Source organism: Paenarthrobacter sp. TE3676, assembly GCF_056279165.1.
Genome location: NZ_JBWBQU010000010.1, coordinates 128,279 through 154,710, shown reverse-complemented (window position 1 = coordinate 154,710; position 26,432 = coordinate 128,279). Strand labels below are relative to the sequence as shown.

The window sequence follows — 26,432 nt, the reverse complement described above, 5'->3', positions numbered from 1 at the left end:
AGGCTCAACAATCGGCCAAAGTCAAGTTCCCCAAATAACCGTGTCGGGCGCTGTAGCCTAAAGGGGTAGCAGCGCTGTCGTCCGGGGGCGCAGCGGCAGGGAAGATCGTCGTCGAAAGAGTGGTTAGATACGTGAGCATCGAACGGGGAACAGCTACGCTGGAAGGCACCGAGCTCGATCTGGAAGACGCCATCATGGGGCCCACGGGCCGCCCTTACCGCGAATTCCCGGAACCTGCTCCACTGGCCTCCCATGGTCCGGCGAGAGTCATCGCCATGGTCAATCAAAAGGGTGGCGTGGGTAAAACCACCTCCACCATCAACTTGGCGGCTGCGCTCGCCGAGTACGGCCGTCGCGTCCTGTTGGTGGATTTTGATCCGCAAGGCGCTCTGTCCGCCGGCCTCGGGGCCAACCCGCACGAGCTCGACCTCACCGTCTATAACGTCCTGATGGACCGCAAAGTGAACATCCGCGATGCCATCCAGCAGACCGGTGTTGAAGGCGTTGACCTCCTGCCCGCCAACATTGATCTCTCTGCTGCCGAAGTGCAGCTGGTCAACGAGGTCGCCCGTGAGCAAGTCCTGGACCGCGCACTCAAAAGCGTTGAAGATGACTACGACGTCGTATTGATCGACTGCCAGCCGTCGCTGGGCTTGCTGACAGTAAACGCGCTGACTGCAGCCCACGGCGTTATCATCCCGCTGATCTGTGAATTCTTCGCCTTGCGCGCCGTCGCACTCCTGGTGGAGACCATCGAGAAGGTACAGGACCGCCTCAACCCGCGGCTGCAGGTGGACGGTGTCCTGGCCACCATGTATGACGCCCGCACCCTGCACAGCCGTGAAGTGATTTCGCGCCTGGTGGAGGCGTTCGGGGACAAGGTCTTTGAGACTGTCATCAAGCGTTCGATTAAGTTTGCAGACGCCACCGTGGCCGCCGAGCCCATCACCAGCTACGCCGGCAACCACATCGGAGCTGACGCTTATCGCCGCCTTGCCAAGGAACTGATCTCGCGCGGCGGCGCGCCCTAGCGGACGGTGGGACCGTCAACCGCCCCCACCGCCGTAGCGGAAACAGCCGCTGAAGCGGAAACGCCCGACGCCGGTACCTCCGAAGCCCGTAAGGTCGGCTTTGAAGTACGCCTCGCTAACTTCACGGGCCCCTTTGACCTTTTGCTCGGACTCATTTCCAAGCACAAGCTGGATATCACAGAGGTGGCGTTGGCCACGGTCACCGATGAATTCATCAAGTACATCAGGCGCCTCCAGGAGCTGGGGGAGGACTGGGCGCTGGATGAAGCCAGTGAGTTCCTGGTGATCGCCGCAACGCTGCTGGATTTGAAGGCGGCGCGCCTCCTGCCTGCCGGTGAGGTGGAGGACGCTGAGGACATCGCGCTCCTGGAGGCAAGGGACCTGCTGTTCGCCCGTCTGCTCCAGTACAAGGCCTTCAAGCAGATCGCCGGGATCCTGGGCGAGACACTGGAACAGGAAGGTCGGAGGTATCCGAGGCAGGTTGCCTTGGAAGGCCATTTCGCTGCGCTGCTTCCGGAGCTGGTGTGGCGGCACACGCCGGAGCAGTTCGCGGAACTTGCCGCCAAAGCACTTAAACCCAAGGATTCCGCCCCTGCCGAGGTGGGCTTGGACCATCTTCATGCTCCGCCGGTAAGCGTCAAGGAACAGGCCGAAATCATGGAATACCGCTTGAAGCTGGGCGCGCCGTTATCCTTCCAGTCGCTGATTGCCGACGCCGAGACTACTTTGGTGGTGGTGGCACGTTTCCTTGCGTTGCTGGAAATGTTCCGCGACCGCGTGGTTGCGTTTGAACAGCCCGGTCCGCTGGCTGAGCTGACGGTTCGGTGGACAGGTGATGACGCCGGCTGGGACGGTTCCAGCCTGAGCGAGGAGTACGAATCAGGAACAGAAGCGGATCGAAGCGGGGATGGCACCAGTGAGTGAGCAGGAAGCAGTCGAGGATGGCTTGGCTGAACTGGAGGCCCTGCCCGGCGGTGCGCGGGCGGCATTGGAGGCGGTCCTTATGGTCATTGATGAGCCGGCCACCTCGGAGGAGCTGGCCGCCGGACTCAACGTGACGGTCGCCGTCGTCGAGGATTTGCTGCAGGACCTGCAGCGGGAGTATAGCGGCTATACTGTTAAAGCCCCGGACGTGGATGCTGTCGGCTTTGCCGCTGCCAGTACTGCACCCCGGGGTTTTGAATTGCGGAACGTCGCCGGTGGGTGGCGGATCTATTCACGGTCGGAATTTGCCGACATCGTGGGCAGGTTCGTCCTCGAGGGCCAGACCACCAGGCTTACTCAGGCAGCGCTTGAGACCCTGGCGGTGATTGCTTACCGGCAGCCGGTCTCAAGGGCCCGGGTGTCTGCCATTCGCGGCGTCAACGTCGATTCCGTAGTCCGGACGCTTACCCAAAGGGGTTTGATCGAGGACTCCGGAAACGATCCCGAATCGGGAGCTGTCCTTTACCGGACAACCTCGTACTTCCTGGAACGGATGGGCATCGGTTCAGTGGCTGAACTGCCACAGCTCTCGCCGCACCTTCCGGGTTTGGAAGGGATCGACGAGTACTACGACGCAAGCCGGATGTAGCCACGGCCCACACCGGCACTGCAAGACAACTTCATACTGATTCACGGCATCTGACCAAGGTGCACAGCGACAAGGGGCAGACGATGTCTGCCCGGCTGGCTAGTGTTGATTCCAACACCAATTGCCGGCCATTACTACACAAGGACGGGTCATGACACAGGCGGGACGCCAGAGTTCACCACGTAACAGTTCGGGACGCAACAGCTCCGGACGCAATGAGGCCAAGGGCGGCACCGGCCGCTCCAACGCCGGCGGCTTCTCGGGCCGCGGCGGCAGCGCCGGCGCTGGAAAGCGCAACTTCACCCAGGGCGAGGGACGCCCCTTCAAGGCATCGAAGCCGCGCGAAGCGGCCCCTTTCGATCCTGACAACCCCACAACTGCAGGCGATTACGATCGCGGCCAGGCAGCCAGGCCGGCAAAGCCGTTCCGCAAGCCAGGCTCCAACAAGCCCGGCTTCGGCAAAGCCCCGGGCACTCCGGGCGCCCTGAAGCCCAAGGCGAAGCCTGCACGGCAGTACGGCTCCAAGGCCTTCGGCAGCGAACGCTTCGGCCAGAACCTGGGCCCCATCCGGAAGCCGGGTCGCAACCGCGGTCCGCGCCAGGAAGTCCCGCAGTCCGACCTTCACGACGTTGACGGTGTCCGCCTGCAGAAGGTCATGGCACAGGCTGGTGTGGCTTCACGCCGTGTGTGCGAGGAAATGATCCTCGAAGGACGCGTCGAAGTTGATGGAGTGGTTACCACCGAACTTGGTATGCGAGTGGACCCAACGTCTGCCGTCATCCACGTCGATGGCATCCGGATCCAGCTGGACGAAACCCTCGTCTACATGGTCTTCAACAAGCCCAAGGGCGTCGTTTCCACCATGGAAGACCCCGAGGGCCGTCCCTGCATCAGCGACTTCCTCAAGAACAACAAGAACAAGGGCGAACGACTTTTCCACGTCGGCCGCCTCGATGTCGCCACTGAGGGACTGCTGCTGCTGACCAACGACGGCGAACTTGCCAACCGCTTGACGCACCCTTCGTATGAGGTACCCAAGACGTACCTGGTCCAGGTGCGTGGCCCGTTCCCGCAAGGTGTGGGCGCGAAGCTGAAGAACGGCGTCGAGCTTGAAGACGGCGTTGCTGCAGTGGATTCCTTCCGCTTGGTGGACTCCACTCCAGGCCACGTCCTGATTGAGGTTGTCCTGCACTCGGGCAAGAACCGTATTGTTCGTCGCATGTTCGACGCCGTCGGGTTCCCGGTGGAGCGTCTTGTCCGCGTCAAGGTGGGTCCCATTGGCTTGGGCGACCAGCGCCAGGGCAGCATCCGCAACCTCGGCAGGCAGGAAGTCGGACACCTCCTGGCATCGGTGGGACTCTAGGGCATGTCGGCATTTGGTACGCACGGCAGGGGTCATCTTGATGGCCCGGTCGTCGTCCTCGGTACAGGCTTGCTTGGAGCCAGCATCGGCCTGGGCCTGCGCGGACGCGGGGTCCCGGTTTTCCTTTTCGATCCTTCGCCCACCAACCAGGCGGTCGCGGTGGATATCGGCGCAGGACGTCCGTTGGGGGAGCTGGATGAAGAACCCCAACTGGTAGTTGTCGCGGCTCCGCCGGATGTTACAGCAGACGTCGTGCAGAAGGCCCTGGCGGACTACCCGTCCGCCGTCGTGGCTGATATTGCCAGCGTCAAAGCGACCATCCAGGCGCAGCTGCGCGAACGCGGCGTGGACCTTGCCCGCTATGTGGGTACCCACCCCATGGCAGGCAGGGAGAAGTCCGGCCCGGTTGCGGCCAGGGGAGAGCTTTTCACCTCCATGCCCTGGGTGCTTTGCCCCTCCGAAGAAACGTCGGATGCTGCACTTCAGGCTGCACGTTCACTTGCGGGGGATCTGGGAGCGATCGTTTCCCAGTTCACCGCGGACGAGCATGATGAAGCCGTGGCGTTGGTGTCGCATCTGCCGCAGATCATGTCGTCGCTTCTGGCGAGCCGTTTGCAAGGCACACCGCTGCATGCCCTCTCCTTGGCGGGCAACGGACTCAGGGACACTACCCGCATTGCAGCCAGCGATCCCACCCTCTGGGTACAGATCCTGGGCGGCAACGCGGAAAAGGTGGTGTCCATCCTGCACGGTGTGCGCGAGGACCTGAACCGTTTGATCGGTACCTTGGAAGAACCGCTTGCACCCGGTGCGCGGCTTGACCTTGCCCAGCTCATCAGCGAGGGGAATGCAGGCCAGGCCCGGATCCCAGGCAAGCACGGCGGACCTCCCCAGGCGTACTCGTGGCTCACCATCCTGGTGGATGACAAGCCCGGCCAGATCGCGCAACTCCTCACGGAGATCGGCGAGATCGGCGTGAACCTCGAAGACCTTCGGCTCGACCATTCGTCGGGACAGAACGTGGGCATGGTGGAGCTTTCCGTGCTTCCCAGCAAGCATGACCTCCTTGTTGAAGCTTTGACTGACCGTGGATGGCGGGTACTTCAGTAATGACGCGTGAATTTTTTGGCCCGGAAACAGTTGCCCGTCCCGGAAAGCCGCTCGTGATCGCAATTGACGGCCCTTCGGGGTCCGGCAAGTCCAGCGTCAGCAAGGAAGTTGCCCGGCGCTTGAAACTGGCATACCTGGATACCGGCGCAATGTACCGGGCGCTGACGTGGTACTGCCTCAAGACCGGCGTTGACCTCCAGGATGGCGCGGCGGTGGAACAGGCTTCCAAAATCATGCCGCTGGAGATCAGCACCACGACTGCCACGGAGTATGTGGCGGTTGATGGAACGGACATCACGGACGAAATCCGGGATCCTTTGATCTCGTCGTCGGTCAGTGCTGTCGCCACGACGCTCGGTGCCCGCACCGAGCTGATCCGTCGCCAGCGCGAGCTGATCGATCAGCGCCACCGCCGCATGGTGGTGGAGGGGCGCGACATCACCACCGTCGTCGTCCCCAATGCCGAGGTCCGCATGCTCTTGACCGCCAGCGAGGAAGCCAGGATGCGGCGTCGTGGGATCCAGTTGGGCGGCACGCAGACCAAAGAACAGCTCAATGCCCAGGTAATCCAGCGTGACGCCAAGGACTCAACGGTCGTGAACTTCACCCAGGCGGCCGACGGTGTGGTGACACTCGATTCTTCGGAACTGAACTTTGAGGAAACCGTCCAGACCGCCTTGGCGATCGTGAGCAAGGTTATCTATGGTGACTGAGAATCAGCTCCCCTCTGTGGGGAGCAAGATGTGGAGCCGACCCGTTGGTTGGTTCCTGGATCACGTCATCTACCGGACCATCGTGGCGGGCAAAAGCAACGTTCCCGCTGCCGGACCCGTGATATTTGCCGCGAACCACATCAGCTTCCTGGATGGGCCCGTGATGTACGGTGCGTCGCCGCGCCCCATGCATATCCTCGTTAAGAAGGAGATGTTCAGAGGCCTTCTGGGCTCTGTCCTGAGGGGATCCGGACAGATTCCAGTGGACCGCGCCGGTGACCGCACCGCCCTGCATGTCGGCAGGAAACTGCTCGACGCCGGTCGTTGCGTAGGGATTCTCCCCGAAGGAACCCGGGGGAGCGGCTCTGCCGAAAGCATCAGCAGTGGAGTTGCCTGGCTCGCCCTCAACTCGGGAGCTACCGTCATCCCTGTGGCCATTCTCGGAACCCGACAGGGTGATGAGCATCGAGACCATATCCCCAAACCCCGCCGCAAGCTGCATGTCAGCTTCGGTGAACCCATCACGGTGAAGCGCCGGAAGGGCGAACCCGGGCGTGTTTCAATGGACAGGGCGGCTGCGGAGATCCGTGAAGCCCTGGCCGAACACGTCCAGGACGCCATCCGGGCCACAGGCCAGGGCCTTCCCCTGGAACCTGCGCCCGGCGAACCCACTTCGCAGCACCGCCATACAGCAGTAGCCGGGACGCCGGCAGACCACCACTAAGGAAAGTGCAATGAGCGATACGACTCAAAAATCCGGCCTCCACGGAGCCGGCGACGACGAATACACGCCCACCGGCACCGACCAGGTGGCGGAAAACCTGGCGGCCCTCGACGACGACGAAGCCGAGCTCCGCGCGGCCACCCTCCGGGCAGGCCTGGAGGACTATGAACTCGACGAAGAAGATGCCGCGCTGCTCAGCGGTGAATACGGCGATGAAGGCGACGAAGGTCCCCTCAAGCTGGACCCGGTTCTGGCCATCATCGGACGCCCCAACGTGGGCAAGTCCACCTTGGTCAACCGCATCCTCGGGCGCCGCGAAGCTGTTGTGGAGGACACCCCGGGCGTTACCCGCGACCGCGTCATGTACTCGGCGCGCTGGAACGGCCGCAACTTCACCCTGGTGGATACCGGTGGTTGGGAGCACGACGCCAAGGGCATCCACGCCCGCGTAGCCGAGCAGGCCGAAATGGCCGTTGAGCTTGCCGACGCCGTGCTTTTCGTCGTTGACTCCGCCGTTGGCGCGACCGCGACTGACGAGGGCGTCATGAAGATGCTCCGCAAGAGCAAGAAGCCGGTCATCATGGTGGCCAACAAGGTGGACGACTTCGCACAGGAGGCCGATTCCGCCGCCCTGTGGGGCTTGGGCTTCGGCCAGCCGTACCCGGTTTCGGCTCTGCACGGCCGTGGCGTTGCCGACCTCCTCGACCACGTCATGGACACCTTGCCCGAGTACTCGCTGGTGGACGGCGTTGAGCGTTCCGGCGGTCCCCGCCGTATCGCCCTGATCGGTCGCCCGAACGTGGGTAAGTCCTCACTGCTGAACAAGCTCGCAGGCTCCGAGCGCGTTGTGGTGGATCCGCTGGCCGGCACCACCCGCGACCCTGTTGACGAATTCATCGAACTTGGCGACCGCACGTGGCGCTTCGTGGACACCGCAGGTATCCGCCGCCGCCAGCACATGGCACAGGGCGCCGACTTCTACGCTTCCCTGCGTACGCAGGCCGCCCTCGAAAAGGCGGAGGTCGCCGTCGTGCTTCTTGCCGTCGACGAGGTCCTCAGCGAGCAGGACGTCCGTATCCTGCAGCTGGCCATTGAGTCCGGCCGTGCGCTGGTGCTCGCGTTCAACAAGTGGGACCTCCTGGACGACGAACGCCGCCGTTACCTGGAGCGTGAAATCGAGCAGGACCTGGCCCACGTGGAATGGGCACCCCGCGTGAACATCTCGGCCAAGACCGGCTGGCATAAGGACCGCCTGGTCCCCGCGCTGGACATCGCGCTGGAGAGCTGGGACCGCCGCATCCCCACCGGACGCCTCAACGCGTTCCTTGGCGAACTCGTGGCAGCCCACCCGCACCCGGTTCGTGGCGGAAAGCAGCCACGCATCCTCTTTGGCACCCAGGCATCCAGCCGCCCGCCGAAGTTCGTGCTGTTCACCACCGGCTTCCTGGACCCCGGATACCGTCGCTTCATCACGCGTCGCCTCCGCGAAACGTTCGGCTTCGAGGGCACACCCATCGAGGTCAACATGCGCGTACGCGAGAAGCGTGGCAAGAAGCGCTAAGTGAGACGGGCATCACAGCCCACTTTGGCTGTGATGGCGTCTCCGACCTCCAACTTCGTGTAAGCTTTTGGAGGTGGTTCGGCCGGACTGCTTAGGTGGGACTCTTCGGAGGAAAACTTAGGCGGAGAACGGTGGAACCAGCGGGCTGTAGCGCAGCTTGGTAGCGCACTTGACTGGGGGTCAAGGGGTCGCAGGTTCAAATCCTGTCAGCCCGACCATAAAGGCCGGAATCACGTGGAAACACGGTGATTCCGGCCTTTGGTCGTTAATGCTTCGTTTAGTCCCGGTCTTGTTTGTATCCCCCTGCGTTGAACGCCGGGGGAAACAAACAAGACCGGGATCGAGCTAGACCTTCTGCAACGCGCCGAGCGCCCTCACCAGCGGTTCCAGCTCCGGCATGGACTCGGCGGCCTCCAGAGCGGAGGCCAGGGTCTCGTCATGTACGGGCTTGGCCTCCTCCAGAAGCTTCTGGCCGTCCACTGTGAGTTCGGTGTAAATGCCTCGACGGTCATCGGCGCACAGGATGCGCGTGAGCAGGCCGCGGTCCTCGAGGCGGTTGACCAGGCGGGTGGTAGCGCTGCTGGATAGGGCAGTTGCGCGGGCCAGCTGCTGCATCCGCATGTGCCAGCCGTCCTGGCGACTGAGCGCATCCAGCACCGTGTACTCCACTACCGACAGGTCACTCGAGGCCTGGAGCGCCTTCTCCAGTTCGGCTTCGATGCTTCCGTGAAGGGCGGCCAGGGTTCGCCAGCCCTGCGCCCGTACTTCTACGGCGTCGTCCTTGATGCCCATGCCTGCTGTGCTCCTGCCTCGATGTAGTGATCGCGACGCATCAAAAAGTAGTTGTTTGCGCAACTATCTAGCGTGTGCAACTATATATAGAGCGTCTGCAACTATTATTCTACGGTTCCCGACGACGCACTTCCACTTCTGATCGGAACCGAACTTTAAGGAGCTCCACATGCCCGCAGGGTTGATTGCCCTTGCCCTCGGCGGATTCGGCATCGGACTGACCGAATTCGTGATCATGGGCCTCTTGCCCGAAGTTGCCGCCGACTTCCAGGTCAGTGAGGCTTCGGCCGGTTGGTTCATCTCCGGCTATGCCCTTAGCGTTGCCGTCGGCGCACTACTGGTGACGGCCGCAGTCACAAGGCTCCCGCGAAAACCGGTCCTTATTGGTTTGCTCGTCCTGTTCATCGCCGGCAACTTCCTTTCCGCGATAGCCGACAGCTACGCGGCCATGATGATCGGCCGCATCATCGCAGCGCTTTGCCATGGCGCATTCTTCGGCATCGGTTCCGTAGTTGCCGCGAGCCTGGTGCCGGCACACAAGAAAGCCGGTGCCATCGCCATCATGTTCACCGGCCTCACTGCGGCCAACGTCCTGGGTGTTCCCTTTGGAACGCTGCTGGGCCAGAACTTCGGTTGGCGTTCTACTTTCTGGGCGATCACCGCCATCGGCGTCGTGGCGCTGATCGGCATTGCCCTGATGGTCCCTAAAGCCAGCACGGAACCAACCAAGGGCCTCCGCAGCGAGCTGGGCGCGTTCAAGTCCGGTCAGGTATGGCTTTCCATCATGGTGACCATCCTTGGGTTCGGCGGCATGTTCGGCGCCTTCACCTATATCGCCTTCACTCTCACCGAGGTGTCCGGATTCGAGTCCGGCGCCGTGCCGTGGCTCCTGGTGCTCTTCGGTGCCGGCCTGTTTGTTGGGAACTTCCTGGGTGGCAGGGCGGCCGACAGAGCCCTGGACAAGTCCCTCATTGTCATCCTTGCCGGACTGGTGGCGGTGCTGGTCTTCTTCGCCCTCACCGCGTCCAATAGCATCGCCACCTTGGTGTCACTGGCGCTCTTGGGCGGCTTCGGATTCGCCACCGTACCGGGCCTCCAGATGCGCGTGATGCACTTTGCCTCCACGGCACCAACGCTCGCATCCGGCGCGAACATCGGCGCGTTCAACCTCGGCAACGCACTCGGGGCCTGGCTCGGTGGCGTTACCATCACCGCCGGCCTCGGCTACACCTCGCCCATCTGGGCTGGAGCCGGAATTACCGTTGCCGCGCTGCTGGTCATGCTGGCGGCAGCGGCAGCAGCAAAGCGCAGGGGAGTGGCGGCGCCTGCTGTAACTCCCGACGTCGAACGCGAACCACGTGAGGCCCCCGTCGCCTGACGCTGGACTACAAAGCAAGGCCGCAACACGAAGAAGCCCGCCATGGATATCCCATGGCGGGCTTCCTGCGCCCTAAGGGCTGGGTGTGGTGTCCTGCGCTTGTGCTTCGGCATTTTTCGCAGCCCGGATGCGGTGGTTCTCTGCTTGCTTGAGCACTTGCATTTGCTTGCCCCTACGGCGCCACACCGCCCAGAGAATTGTGACTGCAGCGAAGACCACCACGGCGGCAACAGCGGAAATGGCTGTCCAGGTTGTGAAGAATCCTGCATCCACGCTCAAGGTCCGCTGGCCGGCGTGGGCTGACTCCGTGCTGCCGAAGACGATGCCGGCCGTAAGCAGGTTAGGCGTGGCGATGGCGACGGCCACCAGGACAATAGCAATTTTCCAGGGCCAGGACACCGCTTTACGGGTGGCCTGCCACGCTACGAGGAGCGGAATGAAAGTGAAAACGAAACCGTAGAACATTCCCACCAGCACGCTGGCTCCAAGGTCTCGCCGGATCTGTCCGGCGATGACGTCGGACCACCAGCGGGGAAGGATGGCCCCGAGGATGAAGTAGGCGGCCACAGCGACAAGTACTGCCACCAGGATCAGGATTATTTTTACGCCCCAATTGCGCTTTTTCTGAGCTGGTACTTGTGCTTGTTCGGTCATGGGTCAATCATGGCAGAGACCCCATGAGGTGCAGGGGAAATGTGCCTATACTTTCAGCGGTGGCCATCAGCAAGGCCGCCGTCGAGGTTCGTAAATGTCCCGATGAAAGGCCACCAGTGAGCAATATTCCGGAAGAACTTTCCTACACCGCAGAACACGAATGGGTTACCGCTCCGGATGCCGATGGCGTAGTGCGCATTGGCATCACCGACTTCGCGCAGGACGCCTTGGGTGACGTTGTCTACGCCCAGATGCCTGAGCCGGGCACGAAAGTCACCGGCAATGAAGTTGTTGGCGAAGTGGAGTCCACGAAAAGTGTCAGTGATATCTACGCCCCGGTGACTGGCGAAGTCACCAATCGAAATGACGCCCTGGACACTGATCCGGCCCTCATTAACTCGGACCCGTACGGCGAGGGATGGTTAATTGAAGTAAAGCTTGCAGAAGCTGATGCAGTGGATTCCCTGCTCAGTGCATCGGAGTACGAACAACAGGTAGGCTAAAGTTATCTGGCCCGTCAGGCCGCATTCCCATAACCGGGAAAGCGGGACGGCGGGCCAGCAACCGATTTGCCCGGCGGTACCGGGAGGCGGAAGTGGCCGGCAGGGTTTGGAACTGCCGGCGGATGAGGAGGAAATTCCATGGTTGGCGGCGAACAGAATCAAGCCAATGTCGGGAACGGCGCGGAGGAACAGCCGACGTCGGAGACCACCTCGATCAGCATCACGCCAACGTGGGACGAGCCGAGCATTGCGCCCAAGTTGGCTCCTGAAGAGCGTGCATCCGTAGACGCACTTCCGCCGAACTCGGCATTGCTCATTGCGCACAGTGGTCCCAACGCAGGCGCTCGTTTCCTGCTGGACGCGGACACCACCACGGCGGGCCGGCACCCGGATGCGGACATCTTCCTGGATGACGTCACGGTTTCCCGCAAGCATGTTCAGTTCATCCGGACGGCGTCCGGCTTCGAGCTGGTGGACATGGGAAGCCTCAACGGTACGTACGTCAACCACGACCGCGTGGACCGCGTGCAGCTGAAGAGCGGCAATGAGGTGCAGATCGGCAAGTTCCGGTTGACCTACTACCTGAGCCCTGTTCGCGCAGCAGGCCAAGTCTGACGGGGTATTTGCCTGTGGCTATGGCCCAGCAGGACCGTCGCGGACCGCAGGTCCTGAATATCGGGGAAGTCCTGGCCCAGCTGAGCGATGACTTTCCCGGTATGACAGCGTCCAAGATCCGTTTCCTGGAGGAAAAAGGCCTCATTAACCCGAAGAGGACTCCTGCGGGTTACCGGCAGTATTCGGACAGTGATGTTGAGCGGCTCCGTTTCGTCCTCGCCCTTCAGCGTGATCAGTACCTGCCACTGAAGGTCATCAAGGATTATCTCGATGCCATCGACCGCGGTGAGAGGCCGGAGAACCTCCCTCCGGGTGTCACCGTGTCGCCCAGGGTGGTCTCGGCGGAAATGGCAGCCGAAGTGCAAGGGCGGGCCCGCGCTCTCACCGAAGAGCAATTACGCGCCGAGTCGGGCGCCAGCGTCCCCTTGCTTGAATCCCTCCTGAGTTTTGGACTAATCACCCACGTGGGCGGCAAGTTCGACGAGCATGCACTCCAGGTGGCCCGGGCTTGTGTCCAATTGGAAGGTCACGGCCTCGAGCCCCGCCACCTTCGTCCCTTCCAAGCTGCAGCTGAGCGGGAGTTCGGCCTGGTGGAACGCGCCGTTGCCCCGTTGACGTCGCGGAGGGACGCTGCTTCGCAGGCTCGTGCCGCCGAGGCTGCCCGTGAGATCAGCGATCTTTGCCTCACCCTACACAGGGCCCTGGTGCATGACCGTATCTCCCGGATGGATAGCTGATGATCGAAGTCGAAATCGTCGGCGTCCGGATCGAACTGCCGTCCAATCAGCCGCTGGTACTCCTTCGGGAGATCAACGGTGAGAGGCATGTTCCGATCTGGATCGGCACTCCTGAAGCCAGCGCGATCGCGTTGGCACAGCAGGGCGTTGTCCCGCCCCGGCCTATGACGCACGATCTCCTGGTTGATGTTGTCGAATCCTTGGGCCATTCCATCATCAGCGTGAACATTGTGGCTGTTGAGGACAACATCTTCTACGGGCAGCTGCAGTTCGACGACGGTACGGTAGTAAGTTCGAGGGCTTCGGATGCATTGGCCCTGGCGCTGCGAGCCAAATGCCGCATCTGGTGCGCCGATGCGGTCATGGAAGAAGCCGGTGTCCGCATCACCGAGCATGATGAAGGCGAAGACTCGGAGCCGGATCCTGCAGTGGACGAAGAGCGCGAGATGCGTCGATTCCGCGAGTTCCTGGACGACGTGGAACCGGAAGATTTCGAAGGCTGACTCAGCCTAAGCCTAAAGTTGAGGGTGAAACTTTCGACACGACGGGATTTTGGAGCCAAGGTCTTTGACCTCGACGCCTCACGGGCCTAACGTCGAAGTTATCAAGTTCCCGTTGCATACACTGCCGGCGCAAGTCACACTGGAAGGTGCGGACTTGCGGGAATTACACTGCTGCATTTCGCCGTTGTATCAGAGTATGCACCGTCCCCAAGGGAACTGAGAACAAGGAGGTCACGTGAGTCCGAAAGGCGAAGCAGGCGAGCTGAAGCAGTCCTCTGCCGGTATTGCTGCGCCCGCATCCGGCGCCCAAGGTTTGCTCTTCACGGAGGACCTTCCCGTGCTGGACGAGGACGCGGGTTACCGCGGTCCTACCGCATGCAAAGCTGCAGGCATCACGTACCGCCAGCTCGACTACTGGGCACGTACAGGCTTGGTTGAGCCTGCTGTCCGTGGCGCTGCGGGCTCCGGTTCCCAGCGTCTGTACGGCTTCCGGGACATTCTTGTCCTGAAGGTAGTCAAGCGTCTCCTCGATACTGGCGTATCCCTCCAGCAGATCCGCAGTGCCGTGGAACACCTTCGCGAACGGGGCGTCGAGGACCTGGCGCAGATCACGCTGATGAGCGACGGTGCGAGTGTCTACGAATGTACTTCCGCTGATGAGGTCATCGACCTCGTGCAGGGCGGGCAGGGCGTCTTCGGCATCGCCGTTGGGCGCGTATGGCGGGAAGTTGAGGGAAGCTTGGCCGCGCTTCCGAGCGAGCATGCCGCGGAGCAGTCCTTTCCCGACGATGAATTGAGCAAGAGGCGCGTAGCGCGCCGCATCGGCTAAACACCGGTCCACTGAACTCGAGCCAAAAGAAGGCCGCGTCCCTAGGGGGACGAGGCCTTCTTCGTGTCTAACGTGCTGAGGCGGAGGCGCTCAGCGCTGTCGGCGGTCCCGCGTCGAGGACTGTCCCGCCAGGAGGCTCCCGAGGAGGTCATCAAAGAGTTTGGCAGCGTTCTTGGCAGAGTCTCCGGGCCAGTGGTGGACCGAGTGTGCTGCACCCTGGATCTGCTGCCAATTGGCCTGCTCCGGAATATGGGGCGTCAGGAGCAGCTCGCCGAACATGGATTCCATTTCAGCCAAGCGGAAGGTGTGCTCCGCGGATCCGGTGCGCACCCGGTTGGCCACAATCCCTGCCGGGGCCAGGTTGGGCGCGAACTCCTGCCGGAACAACTGGATAGCACGCATGGTGCGTTCCGTGCCGGCCACCGAGAAGAGCCCGGGCTCTGCGACGAGGACTACGCGATCGCTTGCACTCCAAGCCATGCGCGTCAGGCCGTTGAGGGACGGGGGGCAGTCCACCAGGACAAGTTCGTAGTTAGTGGTGCCTGCCAGTACGGCTGAAAGCCTGCGAAGGTCGCGTCGGCCCAGATCCGGCCGATCATAGATTCCGGTGAAGGCCGATCCCACTGCGACGTCCAAGGTGCCGTTGCTGGATCCATTGGACACCCAGGAGCTGCCGGCCACATTGCCGGCGAGATTGGCTTTTCGGGGGCTTTTCAGCATTCGGCCGATGTCGAGTTGCCCGCCCGGCTGGACGCCAAGTGCCGTGGTGGCGTCGGCGTGTGGGTCGAGGTCCACCACCAATGTGGGAATACCGGCTGCGAGGGCCGCGGACGCCAGACCGGTGGTCACGGACGTCTTTCCCACTCCACCCTTGAGGCTGCTGATGCTGACTACTTGCACTTGAAAACCCAAAACCTAACGCCGGTTGCCGTATCGCGCTGATTCGCTCCGGAAGCACCGGAGCCGGGGCTTGCCGAAGCCCCCTGAACATCATATGGTGCATCGCGGTCGATTCCCGCTTTCTACGCGCCAGACCGCTGGGGATAAGCGGCAGCAATAGCATGCGGCCGGATCGCGCGCACGCATATACAGCCCAGATGACGATTCCTTTGTGATGGTTGCCACAAAGATTTGTGTTTGATGCTGGCGGCACTACACACTGTGACCACCGACCGATCCACCCGCAATGATGCAGGAGAAGTATGTTTTCGAAAATTCTGGTGGCCAATCGCGGCGAAATCGCGATCAGGGCGTTTCGCGCTGGTTATGAACTGGGCGCCAAGACCGTAGCCGTCTTTCCGCATGAGGACCGTAACTCGATCCACCGGCAGAAGGCCGACGAAGCTTACCTGATCGGCGAGGTGGGCCATCCCGTCCGCGCCTACCTGGACGTAGAGGAGGTTGTCCGCGTCGCCAAAGAAGCCGGCGCTGACGCAATTTACCCCGGCTATGGCTTCCTCTCCGAGAACCCGGACCTCGCCCGCGCTGCCAAGGCAGCAGGCATTACCTTCGTGGGGCCGCCCGCGGAGGTCCTGGAGCTCGCTGGCAACAAGGTTGCTGCCCTGGAAGCCGCCCGCAAGGCCGGCGTCCCGGTCCTGAAGTCGAGCAAGCCTTCCAAGGACCTTGATGAGCTCATCGCTGCCGCCGACGAGATCGGCTTCCCGATCTTCGCCAAGGCCGTTGCCGGCGGTGGTGGCCGTGGCATGCGGCGTGTGGAGACGCGCGAAGCCCTTCCCGAAGCTTTGCAGTCCGCCATGCGCGAAGCCGATGCGGCTTTCGGCGACCCCACCATGTTCCTTGAGCAGGCAGTTCTGCGTCCCCGCCACATCGAAGTGCAGATCCTGGCCGACGCCGAAGGTAACGTCATGCACCTCTTCGAGCGTGACTGTTCGCTTCAGCGTCGACACCAGAAAGTGGTGGAGATTGCGCCCGCGCCTAACCTGGACGAGAACATTCGCCAGGCCCTTTACCGCGACGCCGTGGCGTTCGCGAAGGCCTTGAACTATGTCAATGCCGGAACTGTGGAGTTCCTGGTGGACACGGAAGGTGAGCGGGCCGGCCAGCACGTCTTTATTGAGATGAACCCCCGCATCCAGGTGGAGCACACCGTCACCGAGGAAATCACCGATGTTGACCTCGTGCAGGCTCAGATGCGGATCGCCTCGGGGGAAACCCTTGCGGACCTTGGGCTGAGCCAGGATACGGTGTCCATCAAGGGTGCTGCGCTGCAGTGCCGCATCACCACCGAAGACCCGTCCAACGGTTTCCGTCCGGACGTTGGAAAGATCACCGGCTACCGTTCTGCCGGTGGCGCCGGTGTCAGGCTCGACGGCGGCACTGTTTACTCCGGTGCCGAGATCAGCCCGCACTTCGACTCAATGCTGGTGAAGCTGACGTGCCGTGGCCGCGACTACCCTGCGGCTGTAGCCCGCGCCCGTCGTGGTTTGGCTGAGTTCCGTATCCGTGGCGTGTCCACCAACATTCCATTCCTGCAGGCTGTTCTCGCGGATCCGGACTTCAACGCCGGAAACGTGGCCACGGACTTCATCGACAAGCGCCCTGAGCTGCTGAAGTCGCACATCTCCGCAGACCGTGGAACCAAGTTGCTCACCTGGTTGGCTGAGGTCACCGTGAACAAGCCCAACGGCGAGCTCGCTGTCCATTCGGACCCTGCCAGCAAGCTGCCGACGATCGATGGACCGGTTCCCACGTCGGGTTCGCGCCAGAAGTTGATCGAACTTGGGCCGGAGGGCTTTGCCAAGGCCCTCCGCGAGCAGCAGGCGCTGGCTGTTACGGACACCACGTTCCGCGACGCCCACCAGTCCCTGCTGGCAACACGGGTGCGCACCCGCGACCTCGTGGCCGCTGGTCCGGCAGTGACGGCACTCATGCCCGAGCTGCTTTCCGTGGAGGCCTGGGGCGGCGCAACTTACGACGTCGCACTCCGCTTCCTGGGTGAGGACCCGTGGGACCGTCTGGCTGCATTGCGCAAGGCATTGCCGAACACCTGTATCCAGATGCTGCTCCGCGGACGCAACACCGTGGGCTACACCCCGTACCCGGAAGAAGTGACGGAGGCCTTCGTTAACGAGGCTGCCGCTACGGGCATCGACATCTTCCGTATCTTTGACGCCCTCAACGACGTCAACCAGATGGCCCCCGCGATTCGGGCCGTGCGTGCAACGGGGACGGCCGTGGCTGAAGTGGCTCTTTGCTACACAGGCAACCTCCTGGACCCGAACGAGGACCTCTATACCCTCGACTACTACCTGGACCTCGCCCAGAAGATCGTCGACGCCGGTGCACACATCCTCGCCATCAAGGACATGGCAGGCCTCCTGCGTCCGGCCGCTGCCGCGAAACTGGTATCTGCCCTGCGTGAGCGCTTCGACCTGCCCGTCCACCTGCACACACACGACACTGCGGGTGGCCAGCTTGCCACTTTGCTGGCTGCTGTTGACGCTGGCGTGGATGCCGTTGACGTGGCATCTGCATCCCTGGCCGGCACCACAAGTCAGCCCGCCGCGTCGGCACTGGTCGCTGCATTGGCCAACACACCCCGCGATACCGGGCTCAGCCTGGCCAACGTCGGTTCCCTTGAGCCCTACTGGGAAGCCGTTCGTCGCGTCTATGCCCCCTTCGAGTCCGGTCTTCCGGGCCCCACCGGCCGCGTCTACCAGCACGAAATCCCCGGCGGCCAGCTGTCAAACCTTCGCCAGCAGGCCATCGCTTTGGGCCTGGGGGAGCAGTTCGAGGCCATCGAGGACATGTACACGGCGGCTGACCGGATCCTGGGCCGTTTGGTGAAGGTCACCCCATCCTCCAAGGTGGTAGGCGACCTTGCGTTGCACCTTGTAGGACTCAACGCCGATCCCGCGGACTTCAACGAGAACCCGCAGAACTACGACATCCCGGACTCCGTCATCGGCTTCCTCTCCGGGGAGCTCGGTGATCCTCCCGGAGGCTGGCCGGAGCCGTTCCGCACCAAGGCCCTTCAAGGCCGCAGCGTCAAGGTGCGCGACGTCGACATCAGCGCCGAGGACAGCGCCGCGCTGAAGGGTGATTCCAAGACGCGGCAGCACACGCTGAACCGTTTGCTCTTCGCGGGACCCACCAAGGACTACCTGAAGAGTGTTGACACTTACGGCAACATCTCCGTGCTGGACACCCGTGACTACCTGTACGGTCTCCAGCAGGGCGCAGAGCACGTTATCGAGCTCGAGAAGGGCGTACGCCTCATTGCCCAGCTTGAGGCCGTCTCAGAAGCCGACGAGAAGGGCATGCGCACTGTGATGTGCACGCTCAACGGCCAGTCCAGGCCCGTCGTTGTGCGTGACCGATCCGTGGTCAGCAATGTCAAGGCCGCGGAAAAGGCAGATCCGGCACAGCCAGGCCAGGTTGCCGCACCGTTTGCCGGCGCAGTCACCGTAACGGTCAAGGTGGGCGATGTCGTCAACGCCGGCGACACCGTTGCCACCATTGAGGCGATGAAGATGGAAGCATCCATCACGACGCCGGTGGCCGGCACGGTCTCCCGCCTCGCCATTTCCTCGGTTGAGCAGGTCCAGGGCGGCGACTTGCTGCTGGTGATCGGCTAGCCATCCACGCAAAAAAGTACCCCGTCCGAAAGAATCCGGACGGGGTACTTTTTTGCTGCTCCTGGCTGAAAAGCCCTGGCTAGGACGCGCGGGGTGCTGTGTACATTTCCTCAATGACGGTGTCGAAGTCCTTCATGACCTGGGCCCGCTTGACCTTGAGGGATGGCGTCAGGTGACCCGAGGCTTCGGTGAAGTCCGCCGGAACGATCCTGAAGGACTTGATGGCCTCAGCCTGGGACACCGACTGGTTGGCTTTGCTAATGAGTTCCTGGACTGCTGCCTTAACCACCGGGTGGTCGGTGGCCTCGGCGACTGTGGTGCCGGCGGGGAGCCCGTGGCGGTCCAGCCAGCCCGGGAGCGCTTCTTCGTCCAGGGTGACCAGGGCGCCGATGAACGGACGGTTGTCGCCCACCACAAGAACCTGGGAAACCAACGCATCCGCGCGGATCTGGTCCTCGAGCAGGGCAGGAACCACGTTCTTTCCGCCGGCAGTAACGATGATTTCCTTCTTGCGGCCAGTGATCTTGAGGAAGCCGTTGTTGTCCAGTTCGCCGATGTCTCCGGTGCGGAACCAGCCGTCAGCAAACGTTTCGTCAGTCAGGTCTTCACGCTTGTAGTAGCCGCGCATGACGCAGACACCCTTGGCGAGGATTTCCCCGTCGTCGGCGATCCTGACCGAGTTGCCCGGCAAGGGGGCACCTACCGTGCCGATCTTGATCATGGACGGTGTGTTCACGGAGATCGGCGCCGTGGTCTCGGTCAGGCCGTAGCCCTCCAGGATCTGCAGGCCGATGCCCTGGAAGAAGTGCCCCAGCCTTTCACCCAACGGACCGCCTCCCGAGACTGCGTGGGCAACATGGCCGCCCATCGCCGCACGGAGTTTGCCGTATACGAGTTTGTCGAACAAGGCGTGCTTGAGCTTCAGGCCAAGTCCCAGCGAACCGGACTCGCGTGCTTTGGAATAGGCGATTGCAGTATCCACTGCGCGGTGGAAGATGGCTCCCTTGCCGCCGTCCTCTGCCTTGGTCAGCGCCGAGTTGTAGACCTTCTCGAAGACCCGCGGAACAGCCAGGATGAACGTCGGCTGGAAGCTCTGGAGGTCAGCCAAGAGGTTCTTGATGTCCGGGGTGTGCGCCACCTTCACCCCGCCGGCCACTGCAAGCACGGAGATGAAACGCGCGAAGACGTGGGCCAAGGGGAGGAACATGATGGTCTTGGCAGACTCGTTGATGATTTCCGGCAATGAAGCGCGGGCATTCTCGGAGAGCTCCACGAAGTTGCCGTGGGTCAGTTCGCAGCCCTTGGGCCTGCCGGTGGTACCGGAGGTGTAGATAATCGTAGCGAGATCCTTGAGCCCGGCTGAGGAGCGGCGGGACTCGAGTTCGTCGTCGGGGACGCCTGCACCTGCAGTGCGCAGCGCATCGAGTCCGGCGCCCTCAAGCTGCCAGACGTTTGCCACCGACGTGATGTCTTCTGCGGCAACAGCCTGGCGGATGACGTCCTCATGGTGCGCGGCTTCGCCAAAGGCTGCAACAGCGCCTGAGTCGCCCAGGTTCCATGCCACTTGTGAAGGCGACGACGTTTCGTAGATCGGGACAGAGACGGCTCCGGCAAACCAGATGGCGAAGTCCACGAGGGACCATTCGTACCGCGTGCGGGACATGATGCCCACACGATCGCCTACGCCGACTCCACTGGCGATGAGGCCCTTTGCCAAGGCCCTCACGTCTTGTAGGAAGTCCTTGGCACGGATGTCCTGCCACTGCCCATTGCCGTCCAACTTGGAAAACAGCGCAGGGTTGGATGCTTTTTCTGCCTCTCGGATCACGAGGTCCGTGATGTTGGTTTCCGGGGCGATGTTCACGAGGGGAGGAACACTGATTTCACGCACGGTAGCTCCTTTGATATCCACGGGCCACGAGGGGCTGCTTCCACTCTAGTATGCCCGCTCGCGGAGGTGTGTTCTATTTCACCTACTGGCGAGTAACTTTACGGATGAGCCGTCATTTCAAGCAACTCGATGCCATCCATGCCCCTACGATGCCGGTGCTGCCCCGCCCTGCGGAATAGGATGAGGGGATGCCCGCACTACGGTCCAGTTCCCTGGTCAGACCCAAGCCACCGGCCTCGGCATGGAGGGACGTGCCCTGGGCTGCCCGACGAAGCCATTTGGGCCGCCGCGGACTGGCGATCGGGATCGACATCGGAGGCACCAAGGTAGCCGCCGGCGTTGTGGACGCCGAGGGCAGGGTCCTCGCCGAGGCACGCAGGTCCACGCCAGGCGCGGACCCCCGAGCCGTCGAGCAGACCATTGTGGAGTTGGTGGACGAACTCAGCGCAGGACACCGGATCGCTTCGGTGGGCATCGGTGCCGCAGGATGGATGGACCTCGACGGCGGCACGGTGCTGTTCAGCCCCCATCTGGCGTGGCGTAACGAGCCCCTGAGGGAGAGCCTCCAGAAGTTGCTGAGGCGTCCCGTACTGCTCACAAATGACGCAGATGCTGCGGCGTGGGCGGAGTGGCGCTTTGGCTCAGGCCAGGGCGAAAGCCGCCTGGTCTGCATCACGCTGGGCACAGGCATTGGTGGTGCCATGGTCATGGATGGCCGGGTGGAACGGGGACGCTACGGCGTGGCCGGGGAATTCGGGCACCAGATCATTTTCCCCGGGGGCCACCGCTGCGAATGCGGTAACCGCGGCTGCTGGGAGCAGTATGCCTCCGGTAACGCGCTGGGCCGCGAAGCCCGGCAGTTGGTGCGGACCAATTCCCCCGCAGGCCGTGCGCTCTTGGAGAAGGCAGGCGGGACCGCAGAGAACCTGTCGGGCGCAGCCGTGACCTCGCTGGCACTTGCGGGCGATGCCACGTCCCGCGAACTCCTCGCCGACCAAGGCGAATGGTTGGGCCTGGGGTTGGCCAACCTTGCAGCAGCACTTGACCCCGGGATGTTCGTTATAGGCGGAGGATTGTGTGATGCGGGGGAGTTGCTCGCCGCACCCGCCCGGGAGTCATTCGCGAAGAACCTCACAGGGCGGGGTTTCCGTCCTATGGCAAGAATCGAGCTCGCGGCCCTCGGGCCGCGTGCCGGCATGATCGGCGCAGCAGACTTGTCGCGTGTCAGCGGACGGGCGCGCAGCTAGGCTTGCCATGCTGGGAACGGCTGTGTGCCCCTAGAGGCGGGCGCCGTCGTCGTCCTCGTTTTTTTCCTGCGGAAGCCGCATGATGAGGTAGAGCACTGACGCCACGAAAATGGCGACAATGCCCAGAACTGCCGTCAACGGCGCGGACCGCCAAAACATGGCTGTGAAAAGCAGGGCGATGGGTCCGCCCACGGCACCCACCCACGCCAGCATGACCAGCGGCTCAGTTCCCGCCAGGCTGGGCGGATCCTCAGGAACGAAGGTGTGGTCCTCGTCCTCGACTTCGAAGTCACGAGGCCCGGACGGCCGGATTCCGGCATCGGCATCGGGACGTACTGCCGCCGGATCAGGTAACGGTTCCGGGGCAGGTGCGGACAACCCGAGCGGATCGAAGTCCCTGAAAGTCCTGCCGGACTCTTGCTGAAGCCCGGCTTCAGGGCCCGGGGCCTGGTTGATGTCCTGCGGCTTTCCGTGCTTTGGCGATTCCCCTTCCGGGCCTGACTGCGTGGCCTCCAGCCGGGCGACCAGATCCTGCCATACGGCGTCGTCGTCCTTGTTGGCGCTTTGATCAGCAGAATTGGGATCAGGCCTGTTCATGGGCTGTGTCCTTTTCGGGGGAAAGCCCGTGCCCGGCCAGGGCCGCTACGGTCTTCTGGATAAAGTCGACAGTTCCGGAAAAAATCTCCGGAGCGTCATTATCAAGGGTGGCAACATGGCGGCTGTTGTGGAGGTAAGTGACATCCACCGGTGCCTGAACCCGGGAACGGAGGAACTCCAGGCTCGCGTTCGAGATGACGTTGTCCACCGTTGACTTGTAGACCCTGACGGGTGAGCTGATCCGCGGCAGGATGGTGGCCGTGTCCTTGTACATCTTCTTGAGTTGGTGAGCGGCCGCAACTGGCGTCCGGGCGTAGGCACCTTCGTCCTGGTCCGGCTTGAGAATGTCATTGGCGATGGCCGGAGTTGTCTTCACCACATACTTGAGGGCAGCGACAATGACAGCCCGCGGATCGTCCAGGACCAGTCCAGGGTTCACCACCACTGTCCCTGCAATGGGACGCGTGGCTGCTATCCGCAAGGCCAGGGTGCCGCCCATGGACAAACCGGCAGAGAAAACGTAATCGCACTCCGAAGCCAGCTCAAGGTACGCATCATCCACGGCACGGTGCCACTCCCGCCACGAGCGGGTGGCCATGTCCTGCCACGTGGTGCCGTGGCCGGGCAGCAACGGCAGCCTTACGGCGTAGCCGGACGCAGCGAGGTGTTCGGCCCACGGCCTGACGCTGTGCGGGCTTCCAGTGAACCCGTGGGACATGACCACGCCAACGCGGGGGCCGGCACCCTTCCAGCTACTGTGGAACGGCGAAAAGTCGGGGAGCATTTTCATGATGACTCCGAGGCTACTCTGTCCCCGGCACGCTGGCGGAAAAAGCCGGCTGATTCTTCAAAAATGGTGGGTGCATCAACATCCAGTGTGGCCACATGCCCGCTGTGTGGAAGCGTGACCACTTTGAGGCGCGAGGAGTCGATGTACTTGCTGATGGTGGCCACTGAGCTCGGCGGGACGACGTCGTCAACCGAGGATTTGAACACCAGCGCGGGAGCCTCCACATGCGGTAGGCCCCGGGTAGCCGCGCGGAAGAGCTTCTTGAGTTCATGGACGGCCTTCAGCGGCGTCTTGGAGTAGTCGCCTTCCTCGACCGTTATGGGCGCCGGCCTGTCCTCCACTATGGGGGTGGTAGTGGGCATGACGTACTTCAACGCTCCGACGTACCGCACCCGGCGGTCGTAAAAGCTCAGCCCCGGGTTCACCAGGACCAGCCCGGGAACTTCATGGCGGGAGGCCACCCGCAGAGCCAAGGCTCCGCCCATGGAGAGCCCTGCCACGAAACACGTCTCCGTCGTCGCTGCAAGGTCCAGGTAACTCTGCTCGAAGGTCCGGTACCAGTCCTGCCACCTCGTGGTGGCGAGGTCACGCCAACTGGTGCCATGACCGGGAAGGAGTGGCACGGACACTGCGAAGCCCTGCTCGGCGAGGTATTCGGCCCAAGGGAGGACGCTGAGGGGACTTCCGGTGAAGCCGTGGCAGATAGCCACGCCGATGGATGCGTTGGCTCCATGTCCGGCATGGTGGAAAGCGAGCGGCGCGGCGGGTTTGTTGCGTTCCGTCATGCGTCCATCGTGTCACTGTTCCTGACATTTCTCACTGGAGTAGGGTTGCTGTTGAGTGCCGGCCGGGTTGCCCGGGTGCATGCCAACCAATCGGCCGTGAGAGGACAAATGTGTTCTATTGGGTCATGAAGAGGATCTTTCTCGGTCCCATCCTCAAACTCCTGTTCCGTCCCTGGGTGAAGGGACTGGATAACGTTCCTGAAAGCGGAGCTGCCATCCTGGCCTCCAACCACTTGTCCTTCTCGGACTCCATCTTCCTGCCCCTGATGGTTCGTCGTCCGGTGATTTTCCTGGCCAAGTCCGAGTACTTCACAGGAAAAGGGCTCAAAGGCCGGCTGACTGCGCTGTTCTTCAGGCTGAGCAACCAACTGCCGATGGACCGTTCCGGCGGCGCGGCGTCGGAAATGTCACTGCAGGCAGGCAAAGACGTCCTGAACTCCGGAGGCCTGCTGGGGATCTATCCGGAGGGAACCCGCAGCCCGGATGCCCGGCTCTACCGTGGCAAAGTGGGCGTGGCCAAGCTCGCACTGCAAACACGTGTTCCCGTGGTGCCTGTGGCAATGATCGGGACGGAGAAGGTCCAGCCCATTGGCAAACGCCTGCCCAACATCCGCCGGATCGGCCTCATTTTCGGGCAGCCCCTGGACTTCAGCCGCTACTACGGCCTGGAAGACGACCGACTGATCCAGAGGGCTGTGACCGACGAAATCATGTACGAATTGATGCGGCTTTCCGGCCAGGAGTATGTGGACGAGTACGCAGCAGTGGTCAAGGCCCAGTTGGCCGGCAAAGGCCCCGAACCTGTCCATAAGATCGAGGTTGCCGAAGACGCCACGTCAGACATCGCAGAGGACAGGGATGAACCCCGTGGTGACGGAAGCGGATCAGCGGAGAAACTGTGACGTAGGCGGTGGCATCGGTTACGGACGCAGTCCCGCAACCTTGCCGTGGGCTACTACTCTTGAAGGGTGACTGAGCTAACCGCGAACACCGCACCCTCCGCAGCAGATCCTCTCGCAAGCACCGCCCAGAGCGGAGCAGCGAACTATCCCGGGCTCGACGCTTGGCGGGACCTGCCGATTTCCCAGCAGCCCACCTGGTCCAACACTGAAGTCTTCAAGGCTTCCGTCAAGGAACTCTCGGTGGTGCCGCCCTTGGTGTTCGCCGGTGAAGTGGACGTCCTGAGGGAGCGCCTGGCCGCTGCTGCCCAGGGCAAAGCCTTCCTCCTGCAGGGTGGTGACTGCGCTGAAACCTTTGAGGCAGCTACCGCCGACAAGATCAGCGCCCGGGTTAAAACGATCCTCCAGATGGCTGTGGTCCTTACATACGGCGCTGCCATGCCCGTCATCAAGATGGGGCGCATGGCCGGCCAGTTCGCGAAGCCGCGCTCATCCAATGACGAGACGCGCGACGGCGTGACGCTTCCCGCGTACCGCGGTGACATTGTCAACGGTTATGATTTCACGCCGGAATCACGCGCACACGACGCCGGCCGGATGCTTCAGGCGTACCACACGTCCGCATCCACGCTGAACCTCATCCGCGCCTTCACCCAAGGCGGTTTCGCGGATCTCCGCCTGGTTCACCAGTGGAACAAGGGGTTCACCGAGAACCCGGCACACGCGCGCTACGAATCGCTGGCGCGCGACATCGACCGTGCCATCAGCTTCATGGACTCCTGCGGCGCCGACTTTGAGGCACTCAAGCGCGTGGAGTTCTTTGCCAGCCACGAAGCACTGCTGCTCGACTACGAGCGCGCACTCACACGCATCGATTCGCGCACCGGCCTGCCCTACGACACGTCCGCGCACTTCCTGTGGATCGGTGAGCGGACCCGCGAGCTGGACCACGCCCACGTTGACTTCCTGTCCCGCGTGCGGAACCCCATCGGCGTCAAGCTTGGCCCAACCACCAGCGGCGACGATGCCTTGCGTCTCATCGACAAACTGGATCCCAACCGCGAACCCGGCCGCCTCACATTCATCACCCGCATGGGCGCCGGCAACATTCGGGAGAAGCTGCCGGCCGTCGTCGAACGCGTCACTGCTTCCGGCGCGCAGGTGCTGTGGGTGACCGACCCGATGCACGGCAACACGGTCACGTCGCCCAACGGCTACAAGACGCGCAACTTCGATGATGTTATTGACGAAGTGCGTGGATTCTTCGAGGTGCATCACGCCCTGGGCACGGTCCCGGGTGGACTCCACGTTGAAATGACCGGCGATGACGTCGCCGAGTGCTTGGGTGGCGCCGACCCGATCGACCAGGACGCATTCCTGGACCGTTATGAGTCGGTGTGCGATCCCCGCCTGAACCACATGCAGTCCCTTGAGATGGCCTTCCTTGTGGCAGGCGCCCTCTCCAAGAGGTAGAGATACAACATGGCGCGGTCCGGATTCCCGGACCGCGCCATTTTGCGCTTGGAATTGCAGGGCTCG

The 26,432-nt window shown here is 62.6% G+C and carries 25 protein-coding genes and 1 tRNA gene; 19 read left to right on the top strand and 7 right to left on the bottom strand.

Translation table 11 applies throughout. The features are described from left to right. Window positions 1-131 precede the first annotated feature (131 nt). The 9 genes from ACZ881_RS21045 to ACZ881_RS21005 all read left to right on the top strand — a co-directional run bounded on the left by ACZ881_RS21045 (window position 132) and on the right by ACZ881_RS21005 (window position 8,293). Window positions 132-1,031 carry a ParA family protein gene (locus ACZ881_RS21045; protein WP_024820433.1) on the top strand — a complete coding sequence of 300 codons (900 nt, stop codon included), beginning with the start codon at window positions 132-134 and terminating at the stop codon, window positions 1,029-1,031. A gap of 6 nt (window positions 1,032-1,037) precedes the next feature. Continuing rightward, on the top strand, window positions 1,038-1,955 hold the full coding sequence (locus tag ACZ881_RS21040; protein WP_476117843.1) for a segregation and condensation protein A: 918 nt from the start codon (window positions 1,038-1,040) through the stop codon (window positions 1,953-1,955). Then, window positions 1,939-2,604 carry an SMC-Scp complex subunit ScpB gene (gene scpB, locus ACZ881_RS21035; RefSeq protein WP_309074293.1) on the top strand — a complete coding sequence of 222 codons (666 nt, stop codon included), beginning with the start codon at window positions 1,939-1,941 and terminating at the stop codon, window positions 2,602-2,604. Before ACZ881_RS21040 ends, scpB begins: the two co-directional genes overlap by 17 nt. Before the next feature lie 151 nt (window positions 2,605-2,755). After that, window positions 2,756-3,967, top strand: coding sequence for a pseudouridine synthase (locus ACZ881_RS21030; RefSeq protein WP_091466587.1), 1,212 nt, complete (start codon window positions 2,756-2,758; stop codon window positions 3,965-3,967). A 3-nt stretch (window positions 3,968-3,970) separates the two neighbouring features. Next, a complete protein-coding gene (locus ACZ881_RS21025; protein ID WP_178995013.1) occupies window positions 3,971-5,077 on the top strand; it encodes a prephenate dehydrogenase in 1,107 nt (368 codons plus the stop codon). Beyond that, a complete protein-coding gene (gene cmk, locus ACZ881_RS21020; RefSeq protein WP_476117842.1) occupies window positions 5,077-5,790 on the top strand; it encodes a (d)CMP kinase in 714 nt (237 codons plus the stop codon). Before ACZ881_RS21025 ends, cmk begins: the two co-directional genes overlap by 1 nt. Before the next feature lie 28 nt (window positions 5,791-5,818). Next, a complete protein-coding gene (locus tag ACZ881_RS21015) occupies window positions 5,819-6,514 on the top strand; it encodes a lysophospholipid acyltransferase family protein (protein WP_476117857.1) in 696 nt (231 codons plus the stop codon). 10 nt (window positions 6,515-6,524) lie between these two features. Continuing rightward, window positions 6,525-8,075: a ribosome biogenesis GTPase Der gene (gene der / locus ACZ881_RS21010; protein WP_091466594.1), complete on the top strand. Its 1,551-nt coding sequence runs from the start codon at window positions 6,525-6,527 to the stop codon at window positions 8,073-8,075. A gap of 141 nt (window positions 8,076-8,216) precedes the next feature. Next, window positions 8,217-8,293, top strand: a tRNA-Pro gene (locus tag ACZ881_RS21005). Window positions 8,294-8,420: 127 nt separating this feature from the next. On the opposite strand, the gene ACZ881_RS21000 is transcribed toward ACZ881_RS21005, so the two are convergent. Continuing rightward, window positions 8,421-8,867: a MarR family winged helix-turn-helix transcriptional regulator gene (locus ACZ881_RS21000; protein WP_054809065.1), complete on the bottom strand. Its 447-nt coding sequence runs from the start codon at window positions 8,865-8,867 to the stop codon at window positions 8,421-8,423. Window positions 8,868-9,036: 169 nt separating this feature from the next. Here ACZ881_RS21000 and ACZ881_RS20995 point away from each other — a divergent pair, with 169 nt between their 5' ends. After that, window positions 9,037-10,245 (top strand): MFS transporter, encoded by a 1,209-nt coding sequence (locus ACZ881_RS20995; RefSeq protein ID WP_476117841.1) that lies wholly within the window; start codon window positions 9,037-9,039, stop codon window positions 10,243-10,245. Between the two features lie 72 nt (window positions 10,246-10,317). Here ACZ881_RS20995 and ACZ881_RS20990 read toward each other — a convergent pair whose 3' ends face one another. Then, window positions 10,318-10,899 carry a hypothetical protein gene (locus tag ACZ881_RS20990; protein WP_476117840.1) on the bottom strand — a complete coding sequence of 194 codons (582 nt, stop codon included), beginning with the start codon at window positions 10,897-10,899 and terminating at the stop codon, window positions 10,318-10,320. A gap of 116 nt (window positions 10,900-11,015) precedes the next feature. On the opposite strand from ACZ881_RS20990, the gene gcvH reads away from it, so the two are divergent. The 5 genes from gcvH (at window position 11,016) to ACZ881_RS20965 (ending at window position 14,086) form a co-directional block, all read left to right on the top strand. Next, on the top strand, window positions 11,016-11,402 hold the full coding sequence (gene gcvH, locus ACZ881_RS20985; RefSeq protein WP_017200815.1) for a glycine cleavage system protein GcvH: 387 nt from the start codon (window positions 11,016-11,018) through the stop codon (window positions 11,400-11,402). Between the two features lie 138 nt (window positions 11,403-11,540). Beyond that, window positions 11,541-12,017, top strand: a complete 477-nt coding sequence (locus ACZ881_RS20980; RefSeq protein ID WP_011774388.1) for an FHA domain-containing protein — start codon at window positions 11,541-11,543, stop codon at window positions 12,015-12,017. Window positions 12,018-12,037: 20 nt separating this feature from the next. Beyond that, window positions 12,038-12,754 carry a transcriptional regulator FtsR gene (gene ftsR / locus ACZ881_RS20975; RefSeq protein WP_178995005.1) on the top strand — a complete coding sequence of 239 codons (717 nt, stop codon included), beginning with the start codon at window positions 12,038-12,040 and terminating at the stop codon, window positions 12,752-12,754. Next, window positions 12,754-13,257: a bifunctional nuclease family protein gene (locus ACZ881_RS20970; RefSeq protein WP_017200817.1), complete on the top strand. Its 504-nt coding sequence runs from the start codon at window positions 12,754-12,756 to the stop codon at window positions 13,255-13,257. The genes ftsR and ACZ881_RS20970 overlap by 1 nt, the downstream gene beginning before the upstream one ends. 235 nt (window positions 13,258-13,492) lie before the next feature. Continuing rightward, window positions 13,493-14,086, top strand: a complete 594-nt coding sequence (locus ACZ881_RS20965) for a MerR family transcriptional regulator (protein WP_017200818.1) — start codon at window positions 13,493-13,495, stop codon at window positions 14,084-14,086. Between the two features lie 90 nt (window positions 14,087-14,176). Here ACZ881_RS20965 and ACZ881_RS20960 read toward each other — a convergent pair whose 3' ends face one another. Then, a complete protein-coding gene (locus ACZ881_RS20960; RefSeq protein WP_091466602.1) occupies window positions 14,177-14,986 on the bottom strand; it encodes a ParA family protein in 810 nt (269 codons plus the stop codon). A gap of 302 nt (window positions 14,987-15,288) precedes the next feature. Here ACZ881_RS20960 and ACZ881_RS20955 point away from each other — a divergent pair, with 302 nt between their 5' ends. After that, complete coding sequence (locus ACZ881_RS20955) at window positions 15,289-18,684, top strand: pyruvate carboxylase (protein WP_364309364.1); 3,396 nt, start codon at window positions 15,289-15,291, stop codon at window positions 18,682-18,684. 79 nt (window positions 18,685-18,763) lie between these two features. Here the strand turns inward: ACZ881_RS20955 and ACZ881_RS20950 are convergent, their stop codons facing one another. Then, the gene (locus ACZ881_RS20950) at window positions 18,764-20,575 is read right to left on the bottom strand and encodes an AMP-dependent synthetase/ligase (RefSeq protein WP_476117839.1); all 1,812 of its coding nucleotides are present in this window, start codon (window positions 20,573-20,575) and stop codon (window positions 18,764-18,766) included. A 188-nt stretch (window positions 20,576-20,763) separates the two neighbouring features. On the opposite strand from ACZ881_RS20950, the gene ACZ881_RS20945 reads away from it, so the two are divergent. Then, window positions 20,764-21,822 (top strand): ROK family protein, encoded by a 1,059-nt coding sequence (locus tag ACZ881_RS20945; protein WP_091466607.1) that lies wholly within the window; start codon window positions 20,764-20,766, stop codon window positions 21,820-21,822. Window positions 21,823-21,852: 30 nt separating this feature from the next. Here ACZ881_RS20945 and ACZ881_RS20940 read toward each other — a convergent pair whose 3' ends face one another. Genes ACZ881_RS20940 through ACZ881_RS20930 form a run of 3 tightly spaced genes read right to left on the bottom strand, consistent with a single transcriptional unit; the run spans window position 21,853 to window position 23,994 of the window. Then, the gene (locus tag ACZ881_RS20940) at window positions 21,853-22,419 is read right to left on the bottom strand and encodes a hypothetical protein (RefSeq protein WP_476117838.1); all 567 of its coding nucleotides are present in this window, start codon (window positions 22,417-22,419) and stop codon (window positions 21,853-21,855) included. Further along, window positions 22,406-23,209 carry an alpha/beta hydrolase gene (locus ACZ881_RS20935; protein WP_476117837.1) on the bottom strand — a complete coding sequence of 268 codons (804 nt, stop codon included), beginning with the start codon at window positions 23,207-23,209 and terminating at the stop codon, window positions 22,406-22,408. Before ACZ881_RS20935 ends, ACZ881_RS20940 begins: the two co-directional genes overlap by 14 nt. Beyond that, a complete protein-coding gene (locus ACZ881_RS20930; protein WP_476117836.1) occupies window positions 23,206-23,994 on the bottom strand; it encodes an alpha/beta hydrolase in 789 nt (262 codons plus the stop codon). The genes ACZ881_RS20935 and ACZ881_RS20930 overlap by 4 nt, the downstream gene beginning before the upstream one ends. 110 nt (window positions 23,995-24,104) lie before the next feature. Here ACZ881_RS20930 and ACZ881_RS20925 point away from each other — a divergent pair, with 110 nt between their 5' ends. Continuing rightward, entirely contained in the window at window positions 24,105-24,896 is a 792-nt protein-coding gene (locus ACZ881_RS20925) for a lysophospholipid acyltransferase family protein (RefSeq protein ID WP_476117835.1), read from the top strand. 66 nt (window positions 24,897-24,962) lie between these two features. Continuing rightward, the gene (locus tag ACZ881_RS20920) at window positions 24,963-26,366 is read left to right on the top strand and encodes a class II 3-deoxy-7-phosphoheptulonate synthase (RefSeq protein ID WP_178994993.1); all 1,404 of its coding nucleotides are present in this window, start codon (window positions 24,963-24,965) and stop codon (window positions 26,364-26,366) included. Window positions 26,367-26,432: the final 66 nt, after the last annotated feature.